Here is a 16,592-nt window from a genome sequence, read left to right as displayed (position 1 = left end):
CTGTGCGCACCATCGATCTGCGGGGGCGCGAGCTCTCGTCGGCTGACATGCTCGCGGCCGTGCCGCGCGCTGCTCAGGCGCGGGCCGAAGCGCTCGACATTGCTGCTCGGCTCGTCGACGACGTCCGCGAACACGGTGAAGAGGCGCTGCGCGATCAGGCCGAACGATTCGACGAAGTCAGCGGCCACACGATCCGGGTGCCGGCTGAGCACATCGCCGAGGCGCTCGACGTTCTCGCCCCGGAAGTCAGGAACGCACTGCAGGAAGCGATCCGGCGCGTGCGCGTCGCCTCCGCCGCTCAGGTGCCTGCGACGCAGATCACCGAGATCGGCGCGGGCGCCAGGATCACCCAGCGCTGGCAGCCCGTGCACCGCGTCGGCGTCTACATCCCCGGGGGCAAAGCGGTCTACCCCTCGAGCGTCATCATGAACGTCGTCCCGGCTCAGGTCGCCGGCGTGCAGCAGATCGCGCTCGCCTCTCCCGCGCAGGCCGACCAGGGCGGACGGATCCACCCGACGATCCTCGCCGCAGCCGGACTGCTCGGGGTGACAGAGGTGTACGCGATGGGCGGAGCGGGAGCCATCGGCGCCTTCGCCCACGGTGTCGCCGCCATCGGGCTCGACCCCGTCGACGTCGTGTCCGGTCCCGGCAACAACTTCGTCGCCTCAGCCAAGCGCGCTGTCGCCGGCGTCGTCGGCACCGATTCCGAGGCCGGAGCGACCGAGATCCTCGTGGTCGCTGACGCCGACGCGGATGCGCGCCTCATCGCGGCCGACCTCATCAGCCAGGCGGAGCACGACGAGCAGGCGTCGGCCGTGCTCGTCACGGATTCGCAAGATCTCGCCGCCCGAGTCGCCGAAGAGGTCGAGCGGCAGGCGGCGGCCACACAGCACAGCACCCGGGTCCGTGCCGCGCTCGACGGTCCCCAGTCCGCGATCGTGCTGGTCGACGACCGCGCGATGGCGATCGCCTTCAGCAACGCGTACGCGCCGGAGCACCTCGAGTTGCACCTCGGCGACGCGGAGGAGGCGGCATCCGTCTTCATCAGCGCGGGCGCGGTCTTCGTGGGCGATCAGACTCCGGTGAGCCTCGGCGACTACATGGCGGGCAGCAATCACGTTCTTCCCACCGGAGGTCAGGCGCGATACGCTCCGGGGCTCGGGGCCTACACGTTCCTGCGCCCTCAGCAGGTCATCTCCTACGATCGTGCGGCCCTGAGCGCGGTGCGAGAAGGCGTGGTCGCCCTGGCGAATGCCGAGATCCTCCCCGCCCACGGCGAAGCCGTCGAGGCGCGATTCTCCGCGTAGGTTAGAGGATATGCACTGCCCCTTTTGCCGTCATCCGGACTCCCGTGTGATCGACTCACGAACCAGCGACGACGGGCTCTCCATCCGCCGTCGCCGCCAGTGCCCGGAGTGCGGCGGACGGTTCTCGACCACCGAGACCGCGAGCCTAAACGTGATCAAGCGGTCGGGGGTCATGGAGCCGTTCAGTCGGGAGAAGGTGATCTCCGGCGTCCGCAAGGCGTGTCAGGGGCGTCCCGTGACGGAAGCAGACCTCGCCATCCTCGCGCAGCAAGTGGAGGAGGCGGTCCGTCAGACTGGAGTCTCACAGCTCGACACGAACGAGATCGGCCTGGCGATCCTCGGACCGCTCCGCGACCTCGACAGGGTCGCATACCTGCGATTCGCCAGCGTGTACCAGGCGTTCGACTCACTCGACGATTTCGAGAGCGCCATCAACGACCTCCGCGCCGACGAGGCGAAGTCCGAGACCGCCGAGCGGTAGCCTGGCAGGGATGTATCCGCTGCTCTTCCGCGCCGTCCTGTCGCGCTTCGATCCCGAGTTCGCCCACCACGCCGGCATGGCGGTGATCCGCGTCCTCGGGGTGCCGCCGTTCTCCTGGGCGACGCGCGCGCTGACGCGCCCTGACCCGTCGCTGCGAGTGGAAGCGCTCGGACTGACCTTCCCTTCGCCTCTGGGCATCGCCGCCGGCTTCGACAAGAACGCGGTCGGCGTGCGCGGGCTGGCGGCGCTCGGCTTCGGACACATCGAGGTCGGCACCGTGACGGCGATCCCGCAGGAGGGCAATCCCAAACCCCGGCTGTTCCGGCTGATCGCGGACCGGGCGGTGATCAACAGGATGGGCTTCAACAACGAGGGAGCGGATGCCGCGGCCCGGCGCCTCGCGAAGCTCCGCCGCGGTGCACCGGATGCTGTGATCGGCGTGAACATCGGCAAGAGCAGGGTGGTCGCGGTGGAGGAGGCAACGGCCGACTACGTCGCCTCCGCCACCGCATTGGCGCCGCTGGCCGACTACCTTGCCGTCAATGTCTCGTCGCCGAACACCCCAGGCCTTCGCGGGCTCCAGGCAGTGGAGACACTCGCGCCACTGCTCCGCGCGGTCCGTGTCGCTGCAGGGGAGACCCCGCTGCTGGTGAAAATCGCTCCCGATCTCACCGATGAGGAGATCGCGGCGATCGCGAAGCTGGCCGTCGCCGAACAACTGGCGGGCATCGTCGCCCACAACACCACTGTCAGCCGCGACGGTCTGAAGACACCCGACGCCGAGGTCGAGGCGGCAGGCGCCGGCGGTCTGTCGGGCGCGCCGCTGAAGGAGCGTTCTCTCCAGGTGCTCCGCGTCGTGCGCGAGGTCGTGCCCGAGGACTTCTGCGTCATCGCCGTCGGAGGCGTGGAGACAGCACACGATGTGAACGAGCGACTCGCGGCAGGAGCGACGCTGGTGCAGGGGTACACCGCGTTCCTCTACCGAGGCCCGCTGTGGGGCCGCGAGATCAACAGAGGCCTCGTCGGCCGCTGAACCGAACGAAGGACGGCCTCACGCTCGACGAGCATGAGGCCTCTTCTGTGCTGACTGCTCAGTCGGGGTACTGGCCTCGCTTGACCTGCGGCTTGGGAAGTCGCATGAAGCGCATCTGCAGCGCACGCATCGCCGCGTACCAGCCGAGCCCCTTCTCCATCCGCTCCTTGCCGAACTTCGCCGCAGCCTTGCGCTTGACCCGCAGACCCAGCAGGATCATGCCTCCGACGGCGATGAGCAGGTAGGCCATCATGACCAGGTACGCCCAATAGGCGATCGCAAGGTTGGCCGGGGCGAGGGATGCGAGGATGACGAGCACCATCACGGCCATCACGAATTCGGCGGGGTGCCATCCGGCATCCACGTAGTCGCGCACCCAGCGGCGCTGCGGGCCCTTGTCGCGGACGGGCAGATAGCGCTCGTCGCCCGCGGCCATACCTGCCTGGGCGCGTGCGCGACGCTCATTGAGCTCGGCGCGAGCGGCTGCCTTCGCCTCCTTGGTGTTGGCGACCAGCGGACGGCGCCGAGCCGCCTCCCGCTCGGCGCGGGTCGGCGTCGCGCGGCCCTTTCCGACGGCGGGCGTCTCTGGGACGGCATCATCGTTCGTCGATGGGGAGACAGGGGTCTTGGCCACGAGGATCCTCGGTTCGCTACAGGGGGTTCACCTTAAGATTACTCGCATGACCTCTCCTGCTTCTCCCCGTCCCGAAGATCCGGCCGTCATCGAAGCCGTCGCGACCGGGATACCGGCCGCACTGGCGGACCTCGGCGACCTCGTCCGCATCCCCGGGATGGCGTGGCCGGCGTTCGACCAGACGCAACTGGAGCGCAGCGCAGACGCGGTCGCCGCGCTCGCGACGCAGACCGGGGTCTTCGATGAGGTGCGCGTGCTGCGTGCGGCGATCCCCGGCACCGATGAGCAGGGCCAGCCCGCAGTGCTCGCAACGCGCGCTGCGCGCAATGGCAAGCCGACCATCCTGTTGTACGCGCATCACGACGTGCAGCCCCCCGGCGACGATGAACTCTGGGAGACGCCGCCGTTCGAGCCGACGGTTCGCGACGGTCGCCTCTACGGTCGGGGCGCGGCGGACGACAAAGCCGGGATCATGGCGCACATCGCTTCGCTGCGCGCGATCTCCGAGGTGCTCGGAGATGACTTCGATCTCGGGGTCTCGATGTTCATCGAAGGGGAGGAAGAATACGGTTCCCGCTCGTTCGCCCGATTCCTCTCCGACAACAGAGACGCCCTTCGCGCCGATGCGATCGTGGTGGCGGACTCCGGCAACTGGGATTCCCACACGCCGGGCCTGACGGTCTCGCTTCGGGGCAACGCGCGATTCACGATGCGGGTGCGCACTCTCGATCACGCGTCCCACTCGGGGATGTTCGGGGGAGCGGTTCCCGACGCGATGATGGTGACCGTCAGGCTTCTGTCGACCCTCTGGGACGCGGACGGATCGGTGGCGGTCGAAGGCCTGACCGAGCGCGACGCTCCGACGCCCGAGTACACCGAGCAGACCCTGCGAGACGAAGCGGCGCTCCTGCCGGGAACGACGCCAATCGGTTCGGGGACGATCCTCAGCCGCATCTGGAACAAGCCGTCGATCACGATCATCGGAATCGATGCGACGAGCGTCGCCGAGGCGTCGAACACGTTGCTCCCGGAGGTGACCGTCGTCATCAGCGCTCGGGTGGCGCCGGGGCAGACCGGCAGCGAGGCGTACGAGTCGCTCCAGCGTCATCTGAGAGAACACGCGCCGTTCGGTGCCGAGGTGACGTTCTCCGACCCTGATCTGGGGGATGGATTCCTCGTCGATACCAGCGGATGGGCCGTCTCCATGACGCGCGATGCGATGAGGGACGCCTACGGCGCGGAGCCTGTCGATCTCGGCGTCGGCGGGTCGATCCCGTTCATCGCGGATCTCGTGAGGGAGTTTCCTGCGGCGCAGATCCTCGTGACCGGGGTGGAGGACCCCCACTCACGCGCGCACAGCCCGAACGAGTCGCTGCACCTGCAGACCTTCCGAAATGCCGTCGCAGCTGAGGCCCTGTTGCTCGCGCGGATGAACGCCACGTCGCAACCAGGGTGATGCCGCAGGGGAGCGGCGTCCATACACGCCGCTCCCGCAGGTGCGACGGTACAATCGATAAGAGCACTGCGCCGAGCCCGGCCCGTCACAAGGAGCGACATGAGCGACACCACACTGACAGCACCGACCACCCGCGCCCACGGCATCAGCCTGACCGAGGCGGCGGCGACCAAGGTGAAGAACCTGCTCGAGCAGGAGGGCCGCGACGATCTGCGACTTCGCGTCGCCGTGCAGCCCGGCGGATGCTCGGGTCTCATCTACCAGCTGTACTTCGACGAGCGGTTCCTCGAGGGTGACGAGACCGTCGATTTCGGGGGCGTCGAGGTCATCGTCGACAACATGAGCGTTCCGTATCTCGACGGCGCATCCATCGATTTCAAGGACACGATCTCCGAGCAGGGCTTCACGATCGACAACCCCAACGCGGCCGGAAGCTGCGCCTGCGGCGACAGCTTCCACTGAGTCGAGGCACCCGCCAACCTGCGCGCTTGGCATGAATCAGGTGTGAGGTTGCCCTAGACTTGAGTGTGCCCTGTCCGCGATCTGAAAGGTGCATCGTGCCCTCGAAACGCCGCCTTCGTTGGGCCGCTCTCCCCCTGGGAGTGGCGGCAGCCGTGGCTCTGGCGGGATGTACTCCCACCGAGCTCAACGGCTATCTTCCGGGCTTCGAGGATGGCGGCACCGCCACCACCAACCAGGTCGAGCGCGTGTCGTCGCTCTGGGTGAACTCCTGGATCGTCCTGCTTGCGGTCGGCGTGATCACGTGGGCCCTGATGGCATGGGCGGCGATCGCGTATCGCCGCCGCAAGGGCCAGACCGGCCTGCCCGTGCAGATGCGCTACAACATGCCGATCGAGATCTTCTACACGGTCGTGCCGCTCATCCTCGTGCTCGGGATGTTCTTCTTCACCGCCCGCGACCAGAGCGCGATCGAGACGGTATGGGATGACCCCGACGTCGAGATCACTGCGATCGGCAAGCAGTGGGCGTGGGACTTCATGTACAACGGCGAGGAGGAGGACAACTCCGACGCCGTCTGGACGATGGGCATCCAGGCCCAGCCCGATGCCGAGGGCAACATCGATGAGGCGCAGCTGCCCACATTGGTGCTTCCCGTCGACCAGAAGGTCACGATCGACCTTCAGTCCCGCGACGTCATCCACTCCTTCTGGATCATCGACTTCCTCTACAAGAAGGACATGTTCATCGGGAAGGACAACTCCTGGTCCTTCATCCCGACCCGCGTCGGCGAGTATCAGGGCAAATGCGCCGAGCTCTGCGGTGAGTACCACTCGATGATGCTCTTCAACGTGAAGGTCGTGGAGCAGGCTGAGTACGAGGCCTACCTCGAATCGCTCGAGGAGCAGGGCAACACCGGAGACATCTCCGATGCGTACGACCGTCTCGGCAACTTCCCCGGAACGAAGGGCCAGACCGACTCCGAGGAAGAGGCTGAGTAAACCATGTCGACCAGCGCCGCGTCGTTCGACGCTCACGGCTCTCGCCCCACCGCTCTGCCCGCCCGCCAGGCTGCTCTGATGAGCACCTCGCGCGTCGAGCAGAAGGGCAACATCGTCGTCAAGTGGATCACATCCACCGATCACAAGACGATCGGGTACATGTACCTGATCGCATCCGTGCTGTTCTTCCTGCTCGGCGGAGTGATGGCGCTCGTCATCCGTGCGGAACTCTTCGCCCCCGGGATGCAGATCGTCCCGACCAAGGAGCAGTACAACCAGCTGTTCACGATGCACGGCACGATCATGCTGCTGATGTTCGCGACGCCGCTGTTCGCCGGGTTCGCCAACGCCATCCTCCCGCTTCAGCTGGGCGCACCCGATGTGGCGTTCCCGCGTCTGAACGCATTCGCCTTCTGGCTGTTCCTGTTCGGGTCCACGATCGCTGTCGCAGGCTTCCTCACCCCGCAGGGAGCCGCTTCCTTCGGCTGGTTCGCCTATCAGCCCCTCGCCAACGCGACGTTCACTCCCGGCGCCGGCGGGAACCTCTGGATGGTCGGCCTCGGCATCTCCGGTTTCGGAACGATCCTCGGTGCCGTGAACTTCATCACGACCATCATCACGATGCGCGCCCCCGGCATGACGATGTGGCGCATGCCGATCTTCTCGTGGAACACGCTCGTCACGAGCCTCCTGGTCCTCATGGCCTTCCCGGTGCTGGCCGCGGCGATCTTCGCCGCCGCTGCCGACCGCATCCTCGGCGCGCACATCTACGACCCGGCCAATGGCGGCGTGCTCCTGTGGCAGCACCTGTTCTGGTTCTTCGGGCACCCCGAGGTGTACATCATCGCGCTGCCGTTCTTCGGCATCGTCTCGGAGATCTTCCCGGTGTTCAGCCGCAAGCCGATCTTCGGATACAAGACGCTCGTCTACGCGACGATCGCGATCGCTGCTCTGTCGGTCGCCGTGTGGGCACATCACATGTACGTGACCGGCTCCGTGCTGCTGCCGTTCTTCGCGCTCATGACGATGCTGATCGCGGTGCCGACGGGCGTGAAGATCTTCAACTGGATCGGCACGATGTGGCGTGGATCGGTCACCTTCGAAACGCCGATGGTGTTCTCGCTCGGATTCCTCGTGTCGTTCGTCTTCGGTGGTCTGACCGGCATCATCCTCGCGGCTCCGCCGCTGGACTTCCACCTGAGCGACTCGTACTTCGTCGTCGCCCACTTCCACTACGTCGTCTTCGGCACCGTGGTCTTCGCCATGTTCGCCGGCTTCTACTTCTGGTGGCCGAAGTGGACCGGACGCATGCTCAACGAGCGCCTCGGCTACGTCCACTTCTGGATGCTGTTCATCGGCTTCCACATGACGTTCCTCATCCAGCACTGGCTCGGTGTCGACGGCATGGTCCGCCGCTACGCGGACTACTCGGCGGCCGACGGCTGGACCTGGCAGAACCAGGTCTCCACGATCGGCGCGATCATCCTCGGAGCCTCGATGCTGCCGTTCTTCCTCAACGTGTGGATCACCGCCCGCAAGGCCCCCAAGGTCATGGTCAACGACCCCTGGGGCTACGGGGCATCGCTCGAGTGGGCCACGAGCTGCCCGCCGCCGCGGCACAACTTCACCTCGATCCCGCGCATCCGCAGTGAGCGTCCGGCGTTCGATCTGAATCACCCGGAGGCAGCGGAGCAGGCGTTCCCCGTCCCCGAGCCCGCATACGCCGGCGAACGAGAGGTCCACTGAGCCATGCGCGACAACGTCATTCTCTGGTGGGTGCTCACCGCCTTCTTCGCGCTCGTCGGTGTGGTCTACACCGGGTGGAGCATCCTCACCAACCAGCACCTCGAGATCGTCAACCGTATCGAGTGGGTGGGTACTGTCGCGCTGTTCTTCGCGGCGTTCATGGGCGCGATGGTCGCGTTCTACCTCGACCGCACCCACCGGGCGCAGGGCGGCGAGCTGCCGGAAGACATCCTGACGGCAGACATCGACGACGGTGACCCGGAGCTCGGTGAGTTCAGCCCCTGGTCCTGGTGGCCCATCGTGCTGGCGGGCTCTGCTGCGGTGTTCGTCGTCGGTCTCGCCGTCGGACAGTTCCTCCTTCCGATCGGACTCGCGATCTTCGTCGTCGCGATCATCGGGTGGGTCTACGAGTACTATCGCGGCCACTTCGCCCGCTGATCTCATTCATCACGTCGAAGGCCCCTGGATTTCCGGGGGCCTTCGACGTGGGCGCAGCGTGGAGAGCTTCGGTTCCCGTTCGATACATCTCTTCGGGCGTGAACCCGGACAGGCGTCGTGAGACGTCACGTGTGGCGTGGTGACTCACACTCCCTGTGGTGCGTCAACAAGGGTGCGGCGGTCTTGTGCCCGCCCTCGCCTCGTCTCAGGCGCGCGTACGAAGGCGGGGCACACCCGTGAGGGGGTCGATGGGGCGGTGGTGCACACCGTCGGCGTCTTCCACCGGGTAGCCCTCGCGCGCCCAGTACTCGAAGCCGCCGATCATCTCACGCACGTCGTAGCCGAGCTTGGCGAACTCCAGGGCCCCTTTGGCGCCGGCGTTGCATCCGGGACTCCAGCAGTACACGATGACTCGCGCGTCGGCCGGGATCTCGGGAGCAGCACGCGTCGCGATCTCGCTGTAGTGCATGTGAATGGCGCCGGCGACCCGACCCTGCGCCCACGCCTCGTCCGAGCGGACATCGACGACCACGATGTCTTCGCCTGCCCTGCGGGCGGCATGCACATCGCTGGGATCGGTCTCGGATGCGAGCTTGGCGGCGAAGAAGTCTGCGCGATCGATCATGGTGTCAGCATATGGACGACGTCGATCCGCGTCGCGCGTGTGTCGGTCGCGGATGCTCGGAATTCCGCCATTCGAACGCGCACGTTCGCCGCGACTGATCGGATCAGAGCTCGGCTGTCATGTGGACTCGTCGACCGTACCGTTCCAGACCCAGCCGCGCTTCGACGTCCACCAGCCCGCTCAGAAACGGCGTCGACGGGGTGCTGACCCGGAAGCCGCACGACGCGTAGAACGGAGCGTTCCACGGCACGTCGCGGTATGTCCGCAGGGTGATCGCCCGATACCCTCGACGCCGCGCCTCGTGCTTCGCCGCGGTGACCAGCATCCGTCCGTAGCCCTTCCGCCCGTGGTCGGGTAAAACGGAAAGCTGCTCCAGATGCGCATGCCCATTGATCTCGAGCACGTGTACGAAGCCGACGACGGGGCGTGCGGTGTCGGCGAATTCGATGACGAGGATGAAGCCGGGCAGCGCCGCACGCTCGGCGGCGGTGGCGGGCGGAGGCCATTCCTTCGCGCCGAAGCGTTCGACGAGCAGCTCGTCAGCTGCCCGCTCGATCTGTTCGAGACGGGTCAGTTCGGACGGCCGCGCGGCGCGGATCGCCATGCCGCCGCGGCTCTCCTCACCGGCGCGCCCTCCGTCGTGGGTGGCGGTCATGGCGCCGCTCCTTTCTGTCGAACGGCCTCGGTGCAACGCACGAGGGCCCCATCACCGCTTCGACGGGCCCTCGTGGGGAGTGGCGGCTACTCGCCGTCCTCGGACTTCTTCTTCTTCGAGGGCTTCTCGGCAGGCTCGGTCGCGATGACCGTGCTGGGCGTGTTGGCCGTTTCACCGACGTGATCCTCGGTCGCCACGAGCGGCGCGTCCGGGAACCCGGCGCGCTCGTGAGCGCTCTGGATCTCGGCCGTCTCTGCCTCCTCGGTGCCCGCGAGCACATGGTGCTGGTGGGCATCCGCGGCCTCGATCTCCGCCTGGGTGAGCGGGGTGAGACGGTCCTCGTAGAACCAGCGGGAGATCGCCGAGCGGACGTTCTCGGTCCACGGGATGCGTCCCTTGGCGTTCGGGCGGACCACGAGCGGCTGATACTCATCCACGTCGATCAGCTTCCAGCGGTCGTACACGTCGACCGGCTGGTGCACCTCGATGTACTCGCCGCCCGGGAGGCGGACGATGCGCCCGGACTCGTACCCGTGAAGAACGATCTCGCGGTCCTTCTTCTGCAGTGCGAGGCAGATGCGCTTCGTCACGAAGTATCCGAGCACCGGTCCGATGATCAGCAGCGCCTGCAGGGAGTGGATCACGCCCTCCATGGTCAACGAGAAGTGCGTCGCGATGAGGTCGGAGGATGCCGCCGCCCACAGCACGGCGTAGAAGATGACGCCGGCGGTGCCGATCGCTGTGCGCGTCGCCGCGTTGCGCGGACGCTGGGCGATGTGGTGCTCGCGCTTGTCACCCGTGATCCACGCCTCGAGGAAGGGGTAGATCGCGACGACGACGATGAACAGGCCCAGAATTGCGACCGGTGCCAGGATGCCGAAGGACCACGTGTAGCCCAGGAACACGATGTCCCAGTTCGACGGGGCCAATCGCAGCGCGCCGTCAGCGAAACCGATGTACCAGTCCGGTTGCGTGCCGGCCGAGACGGGCGACGGATCGTAGGGCCCGTAGTTCCAGATCGGGTTGATCTGGAAGAAGGTCGCGACGAGGACGATCACGCCGAACACGATGAACAGGTAGCCGCCCATCTTCGACATGTAGACGGGCATCATCGGGTATCCGACGACGTTGTCGTTGGTGCGACCGGGGCCGGCGAACTGCGTGTGCTTGTTGATCACCATCAGCATCAGGTGCACGACGATCAGCCCGATCACCAGCAGGGGCAGCAGCAGGATGTGCAGCGTGTAGAGACGGCCGACGATGTCGGTGCCCGGGAACTCGCCGCCGAACAGCAGGAACGACGTCCAGGTGCCGATCAGCGGCAGACCCTTCACCATGCCGTCGATGATCCGAAGCCCGTTACCCGAGAGCAGGTCGTCGGGAAGGGAGTAGCCGGTGAAGCCCTCGGCCATCGCCAGGATGAACAGCACGAAGCCGATCACCCAGTTCAGCTCTCGCGGCTTGCGGAACGCGCCGGTGAAGAACACCCGCAGCATGTGCACGCCGATGCCGGCGATGAACACCAGTGCCGCCCAGTGGTGGATCTGGCGGACCAGGAGTCCGCCGCGCAGGTCGAATGAGATGTGCAGCGACGACTCGAGCGCTGCCGACATCTCGATGCCCCGCATCGGGGCGTATGCACCCGTGTAGTGGGTCTCGACCATCGACGCCTGGAAGAAGAACGTCAGGAAGGTTCCCGAGAGGAACACGACCACGAAGCTCCACAGCGCGATCTCGCCGAGCATGAACGACCAGTGGTCGGGGAAGATCTTGCGACCGAGCTCTTTGACGAACCCGGAGAGGCTGGTGCGCTCATCGATGTAGTTCGACGCAGCGCCGACGAAGCGACCGCCGAGCGGTGCCTTGGTGTCATTGTCCTCTTTGGACAGCGTTGCGGTGCTCAATGGCGCTCCCAGAAGCTCGGGCCGACGGGCTCGGTGAAATCGCTGCGTGCGATGAGGTAGCCCTCGTCGTCGATCGTGATCGGCAGCTGCGGCAGCGGCCGGGCGGCCGGGCCGAAGATGACCTTGGCGTGGTCGGTGACGTCGAACTGCGACTGGTGGCACGGGCAGAGCAGGTGGTGCGTCTGCTGTTCGTACAGAGCGACCGGGCAGCCGACGTGAGTGCAGACCTTGGAGTACGCGACGATGCCGTCGTACGACCAGTCCTTGCGCTCTTCGGACTCGATGAGCTGCTCGGGGCGCAGACGCATGAGGAGCACGATCGCCTTGGCCTTCTCCTCGAGGTAACCGTCATGGTGGCTGACCTCGGCGAGCTCTTCGGGGATGACGTGGAAGGCCGAGCCCAGCGTGACGTCCGCCGCGCGGATCGGGGTGCCGTCAGGGTCGCGCGCGAGACGCATGCCCTTGTCCCACATCGTGTGCTTGAGCAGCGCGACGGGATCGCCCGCCGTCGGGTTCTCCGCCGAGGAGTGAGGTGCCAGTCCGCGGAAGAGAATCACACCGGGCACGATCGAGGCGACGATCGCTGCGAACAGCGAGTTGCGGATCATCGCACGACGACCGAATCCGGATTCTTCGTTGGCGTCGGCGAACGCCTTGACGGCGGCCTCGCGCGTCGAGTCCTTGCCGCGCGTGGGGTGGCGGTGCTCGACGAACTCCTTGTCGGACATCAGGGCCTTCGCCCAGTGGATCGCGCCGATGCCCAGTGCCAGCAGCGCGAGGGCGATGCCGAGTCCAATGAAGAGGTTGTTGTTGCGGATGTCGATGAGAGCGCCGCTCTCGATCGGGAACAGCATGTAGGCGGCGACCGCCCAGATGCTGCCGGCGAGCGACAGGTAGAACAGCGAGTAGACGGTGCGGGCGGCGTTCTTCTCGGCGCGCGGATCCTTGTCGGTGATCCGCTCGCGGTGCGGCGGCAGTCCAGGATTGCGCACGGGGTCGCTGACTGCGACACCCAGCCCCGGAGAGGGCTGGTAGGCCCTGTCAAGAGCCTGCGAGTCGTCGTCGTGTGCCATGGTGCTCCTCGTACGTTCCTCTTCGATGAATAAGCGTCAGTTGGACTTCGCCGTGATCCACACGGTGATGGCGACCAGTGCGCCGATGCCGAAGATCCAGATGAACAGACCCTCGGAGACCGGTCCGAGGGAGCCGAGCGAAGCACCGCCGACCTGCACGGACTCCTGCTGGAACAGCAGCGCCGAGATGATGTCGCGCTTGTCCTCGTCAGACAGGTTCATGTCGCCGAAGACGGGCATGTTCTGGGGCCCGGTCACCATCGCGGCGTACATGTGCAGCGCGCTGGTGTCGGCCAGGCCTGGCGCGTACTTCCCCTCGGTGAGCGCACCTCCTGCTGCGGCGACGTTGTGGCACATCGCGCAGTTGACGCGGAACAGCTCCGCACCCTTCGAGACGTCGCCCTCTCCGTCGAGCAGGTGGGCGTCCGGGTAGGTGGGACCGGGCGCGATCGACTGGACGTACGCCGCCATCGCCTCGATCTGCTCCTGAGTGAACTGCGGCTCCTTCTGCGGTGCCTGGGGTCCCTGCGCTTGAAGGGGCATCCGGCCGGTGGCCACCTGGAACTCCGTCGCCAGCTCGCCGACGCCGTAGAGGCTCGGGCCGTTCGGCGTGCCCTGCAGGTCGAGGCCGTGGCACGTCGCGCAGTTCGCGGTGAACAGCTTCTCGCCGTCCTCCACCGTCAGCTGGGTGGATGCCGACGCCTGCGTGTCCGTGGCCGCGAATGCGGCGGACGCACCGGCGTACACGGCGCCGGTGATCATCAGGCCTGCTCCGATGAGTGCGGCCGCAGCAAACGGGCTGCGACGACCGCTGGAGCGGCGCTTCTTCTCTCGTGCCATCTCGGGGATCAGCTCCGCTCTTATTTCAGGAAGTAGATAACGAGGAACAGCACGATCCAGACGACGTCGACGAAGTGCCAGTAGTAAGACACCACGATCGAGGAGGTCGCCTCCTTGTGCGTGAAGTTCTTGACGGCGTAAGCGCGGCCGATGACGAGCAGGAACGCGATGAGCCCGCCGGTGACGTGCAGTGCGTGGAAGCCGGTGGTGAGGTAGAACGCTGACGCGTACGAGTCGGCGCTGATCGGCAGACCCTCGGCGACGAGCTGCGCGTACTCCCATACCTGACCGGAGACGAAGATCGCGCCGAGTGCGAAGGTGAGGAAGAACCACTCCACCATGCCCCAGCCGAGCATGCCGCGCTTCTTGTTGGTGTACGGCTGCAGGCGCTCAGCGGCGAAGACACCCATCTGGCATGTGAAGGAGGAGAGCACCAGGATCGCGGTGTTGATCGCCGCGAACGGGACGTTCAGCAGCTCTGTGCGCTCCGCCCACAACTCGGGCGACGTGCTGCGGAGAGTGAAGTAGATCGCGAACAGTCCCGCGAAGAACATCACCTCGCTGCCGAGCCACACGATGGTGCCGACAGCTACCGGGTTGGGCCGCTTGATCGTTCTCGCCGCCTGGGCATACGTCGCTGAGGTCGTCACTCTTCCATTATGGCCGATCTCGAGGGGTGATTCTCGCACCGGAGGCCCGCGATCCGGGTGTCTTCCGCTTAGGGGACCCTAAGAAGTGGCTGCGAATCCGCCTTGGATCACCGCGAAACCGGGGCCGGCCGCCGGCGGCCATCCGGGCGGGCGCCGCAACCGGCGCCGATAGGATCGCACACATGGCTGATTCGCTGACCTGGTCCGACGTGCTCACCTCTCTGCTGGAGCGGCGCGACCTCAGCGTGTGGGAGTCGACATGGGCGATGCGACAGGTCATGCAGGGCAAGCTCTCCGAGGCGCAGCTCGCGGGATTCCTCGTCGCGCTTCGTGCCAAGGGCGAGACCATCGACGAGATCGTCGGCTTCCGCGATGCGATCCTCGAAGCAGCCGTCCCGTTGCCCGTGTCGCCCGACGTGCTGGACATCGTCGGCACCGGCGGCGACCGGATCGGCACGGTGAACGTCTCGACGACCGCCGCGATCATCATCGGCGCTTCGGGCATCCCCGTCGTGAAGCACGGTAACCGGGCCGCGAGCTCCGCATCCGGATCGTCGGACGTGCTCGGAGCCCTGGGCCTCGAGCTGTCGCTCGATCCCGCCGCGGTCGCGGCCGTGCTCGACCGGACGGGGATCACCTTCGCCTGGGCGGCGGCGTTCCACCCCGGCTTCCGGCACGCCGGCGCCGTGCGCGCCGAACTCGGAGTTCCCACCGTGTTCAACATGCTCGGTCCGCTCTGCAACCCGGCGAGAGCCGAAGCCAACGCGGTCGGTGTCGCGCACCTCGAGCGCGTGCCCCTGATCACCGGGGTGTTCCGGACCCGGGGCGCGACCGCTCTCGTGTTCCGCGGCGACGACGGTCTCGACGAGCTCACCACCACGGGGCACAGCCGCATCTGGGAGGTGACGCGCGGCGACATCCACGAGCACGACCTCGATCCACGCGATCTCGGCATCCCGCTCGCCGATCTCGCCGACCTCGTCGGCGGCACCCCGGAGCACAATGCCGAGGTGCTGCGGCGCACGCTCTCCGGAGAGGCCGGCCCGGTGCGCGACATCGTCCTCCTGAACGCTGCCGCTGGGATCGTCGCCTTCGAACTGTCTCAGGATGCCACGCAGGTGCAGCGTCCCATCCTCGAGCGCCTCCGCGAGGGATACGACCGCGCCGCGCGGGCTGTCGACGACGGCCGCGCGGCGGCGAAGCTGGATGAATGGGTGGCCGTCTCGCGCGAGCTGGCGACGGCATAGGAGGCACTGTGGATCCCGTCGACGCGCTGCTCGAGATCGCCTCTCTGCTGGAGCGCGAGCGCGCGTCGCGGTACCGGGCGAAGGCGTTCCGTCAGGCGGCGGCGACGCTCCAGGCGCTCGATGACGAGGTGCGTGAAGACCCGGTGCGACTGCGTGCCAGCAAGGGCATCGGGGAGTCCACCTTCGCGGTCATCCGGCAGGCGCAATCCGGACAGGTGCCCGACTACCTCGTCGAGCTGCGCGGCGACGTGGAGCCGGAACGGGTCTCGGCTCTGCGGGCCAAGCTGCGCGGTGACCTTCACGCGCACACCGAGTGGTCGGACGGGACGACGTCGATCGAGGTGATGGCGAAGGCGGCGCGGACGCTCGGACACGAGTATCAGGCCATCACCGACCACTCACCGCGCCTTCGCGTCGCCCGCGGACTGTCGGCGGAGCGACTGCGCGAGCAGATCCCGCTCGTGCGGGCGCAGTCGGGAGACGGCTTCACGCTGCTCGCGGGCATCGAGGTCGACATCCTGGAGGACGGCACGCTGGACCAGGAGGACGACCTGCTCCGCGAGCTCGACATCGTCGTGGCCTCCGTTCATTCCAAGTTGCGCATGGACGCGAAGGCGATGACCGCGAGGATGATCGCTGCGGTCTCCGACCCGCGGGTGAACGTGCTCGGCCATTGCACCGGCCGTCTCGTGGAGGGCAGTCGCGGCACCAGGCCGGCGTCGGAGTTCGACGCCGAAGCCGTGTTCGCCGCGTGTGCAGCGAACGGCGTGGCGGTGGAGATCAACTCCCGGCCCGAAAGACAGGATCCGCCCGATGAGCTCATAGCCATCGCGCTCGATGCCGGATGCCTGTTCTCGATCGACTCGGATGCGCACGCGCCGGGGCAGCTGTCACTGCTGGATCACGGCGCCGAGCGGGCGGAACAGGCCGGGGTGCCCGCGTCGCGGATCGTGACGACCTGGGGTCTGGAACGACTGCGCGCCTGGGCGGACTGAACGAGGTCAGTCCGCCGAGATCGCGGCGACCGCGCGGGTCATGGAAGA

17 protein-coding genes are annotated in these 16,592 nt (G+C 66.9%); 10 read left to right on the top strand and 7 right to left on the bottom strand.

The annotated features are described in order from the left end of the window. Positions 1-2 precede the first annotated feature (2 nt). From hisD to RIN18_RS09395, 3 genes are read left to right on the top strand one after another with little or no spacing between them, the layout of a single operon-like run. Positions 3-1,307: a histidinol dehydrogenase gene (gene hisD, locus RIN18_RS09405; RefSeq protein WP_309103709.1), complete on the top strand. Its 1,305-nt coding sequence runs from the start codon at positions 3-5 to the stop codon at positions 1,305-1,307. Between the two features lie 10 nt (positions 1,308-1,317). Continuing rightward, positions 1,318-1,788: a transcriptional regulator NrdR gene (nrdR, locus tag RIN18_RS09400; protein ID WP_309103708.1), complete on the top strand. Its 471-nt coding sequence runs from the start codon at positions 1,318-1,320 to the stop codon at positions 1,786-1,788. Positions 1,789-1,798: 10 nt separating this feature from the next. After that, positions 1,799-2,821, top strand: a complete 1,023-nt coding sequence (locus RIN18_RS09395) for a quinone-dependent dihydroorotate dehydrogenase (RefSeq protein ID WP_309103707.1) — start codon at positions 1,799-1,801, stop codon at positions 2,819-2,821. 58 nt (positions 2,822-2,879) lie between these two features. Here RIN18_RS09395 and RIN18_RS09390 read toward each other — a convergent pair whose 3' ends face one another. Further along, positions 2,880-3,455 carry a DUF3043 domain-containing protein gene (locus tag RIN18_RS09390; protein WP_309103706.1) on the bottom strand — a complete coding sequence of 192 codons (576 nt, stop codon included), beginning with the start codon at positions 3,453-3,455 and terminating at the stop codon, positions 2,880-2,882. Positions 3,456-3,501: 46 nt separating this feature from the next. Here RIN18_RS09390 and RIN18_RS09385 point away from each other — a divergent pair, with 46 nt between their 5' ends. The 5 genes from RIN18_RS09385 (at position 3,502) to RIN18_RS09365 (ending at position 8,555) form a co-directional block, all read left to right on the top strand. Continuing rightward, positions 3,502-4,911, top strand: a complete 1,410-nt coding sequence (locus RIN18_RS09385; protein ID WP_309103705.1) for a dipeptidase — start codon at positions 3,502-3,504, stop codon at positions 4,909-4,911. Between the two features lie 99 nt (positions 4,912-5,010). After that, positions 5,011-5,373 (top strand): iron-sulfur cluster insertion protein ErpA, encoded by a 363-nt coding sequence (gene erpA, locus RIN18_RS09380; RefSeq protein ID WP_309103704.1) that lies wholly within the window; start codon positions 5,011-5,013, stop codon positions 5,371-5,373. Positions 5,374-5,468: 95 nt separating this feature from the next. Continuing rightward, positions 5,469-6,371: a cytochrome c oxidase subunit II gene (coxB, locus tag RIN18_RS09375; RefSeq protein ID WP_309103703.1), complete on the top strand. Its 903-nt coding sequence runs from the start codon at positions 5,469-5,471 to the stop codon at positions 6,369-6,371. Between the two features lie 78 nt (positions 6,372-6,449). After that, on the top strand, positions 6,450-8,117 hold the full coding sequence (gene ctaD / locus RIN18_RS09370; RefSeq protein WP_309103702.1) for a cytochrome c oxidase subunit I: 1,668 nt from the start codon (positions 6,450-6,452) through the stop codon (positions 8,115-8,117). Positions 8,118-8,120: 3 nt separating this feature from the next. Further along, the gene (locus RIN18_RS09365) at positions 8,121-8,555 is read left to right on the top strand and encodes a cytochrome c oxidase subunit 4 (protein WP_309103701.1); all 435 of its coding nucleotides are present in this window, start codon (positions 8,121-8,123) and stop codon (positions 8,553-8,555) included. A 205-nt stretch (positions 8,556-8,760) separates the two neighbouring features. Here the strand turns inward: RIN18_RS09365 and RIN18_RS09360 are convergent, their stop codons facing one another. The 6 genes from RIN18_RS09360 to RIN18_RS09335 form a co-directional block, all read right to left on the bottom strand. Next, a complete protein-coding gene (locus RIN18_RS09360; RefSeq protein WP_309103700.1) occupies positions 8,761-9,180 on the bottom strand; it encodes a rhodanese-like domain-containing protein in 420 nt (139 codons plus the stop codon). A 103-nt stretch (positions 9,181-9,283) separates the two neighbouring features. Next, positions 9,284-9,784 (bottom strand): GNAT family N-acetyltransferase, encoded by a 501-nt coding sequence (locus RIN18_RS09355; protein ID WP_309103699.1) that lies wholly within the window; start codon positions 9,782-9,784, stop codon positions 9,284-9,286. A gap of 137 nt (positions 9,785-9,921) precedes the next feature. After that, positions 9,922-11,739 (bottom strand): cytochrome bc complex cytochrome b subunit, encoded by a 1,818-nt coding sequence (locus RIN18_RS09350; protein WP_309103698.1) that lies wholly within the window; start codon positions 11,737-11,739, stop codon positions 9,922-9,924. Further along, positions 11,736-12,812 carry a Rieske 2Fe-2S domain-containing protein gene (locus tag RIN18_RS09345; protein WP_309103697.1) on the bottom strand — a complete coding sequence of 359 codons (1,077 nt, stop codon included), beginning with the start codon at positions 12,810-12,812 and terminating at the stop codon, positions 11,736-11,738. The genes RIN18_RS09350 and RIN18_RS09345 overlap by 4 nt, the downstream gene beginning before the upstream one ends. Positions 12,813-12,848: 36 nt before the next feature. Further along, positions 12,849-13,652 (bottom strand): cytochrome c, encoded by an 804-nt coding sequence (locus tag RIN18_RS09340; protein ID WP_309103696.1) that lies wholly within the window; start codon positions 13,650-13,652, stop codon positions 12,849-12,851. Between the two features lie 20 nt (positions 13,653-13,672). Further along, entirely contained in the window at positions 13,673-14,302 is a 630-nt protein-coding gene (locus RIN18_RS09335; RefSeq protein ID WP_309103695.1) for a heme-copper oxidase subunit III, read from the bottom strand. Positions 14,303-14,484: 182 nt separating this feature from the next. Between RIN18_RS09335 and trpD the strand changes: the two genes are divergently transcribed. Together trpD and RIN18_RS09325 are read left to right on the top strand one after the other, a co-directional pair. Beyond that, positions 14,485-15,549 carry an anthranilate phosphoribosyltransferase gene (gene trpD, locus RIN18_RS09330; RefSeq protein WP_309103694.1) on the top strand — a complete coding sequence of 355 codons (1,065 nt, stop codon included), beginning with the start codon at positions 14,485-14,487 and terminating at the stop codon, positions 15,547-15,549. Between the two features lie 8 nt (positions 15,550-15,557). After that, positions 15,558-16,544: a PHP domain-containing protein gene (locus tag RIN18_RS09325; RefSeq protein WP_309103693.1), complete on the top strand. Its 987-nt coding sequence runs from the start codon at positions 15,558-15,560 to the stop codon at positions 16,542-16,544. Positions 16,545-16,592: the final 48 nt, after the last annotated feature.

Origin of the sequence: Microbacterium sp., assembly GCF_031179285.1 — a bacterium.
Taxonomy (GTDB): domain Bacteria; phylum Actinomycetota; class Actinomycetes; order Actinomycetales; family Microbacteriaceae; genus Microbacterium.
The sequence above is the reverse complement of the archived record's forward strand: the minus strand, read 5'-3'. Positions and strand labels throughout refer to the sequence as shown.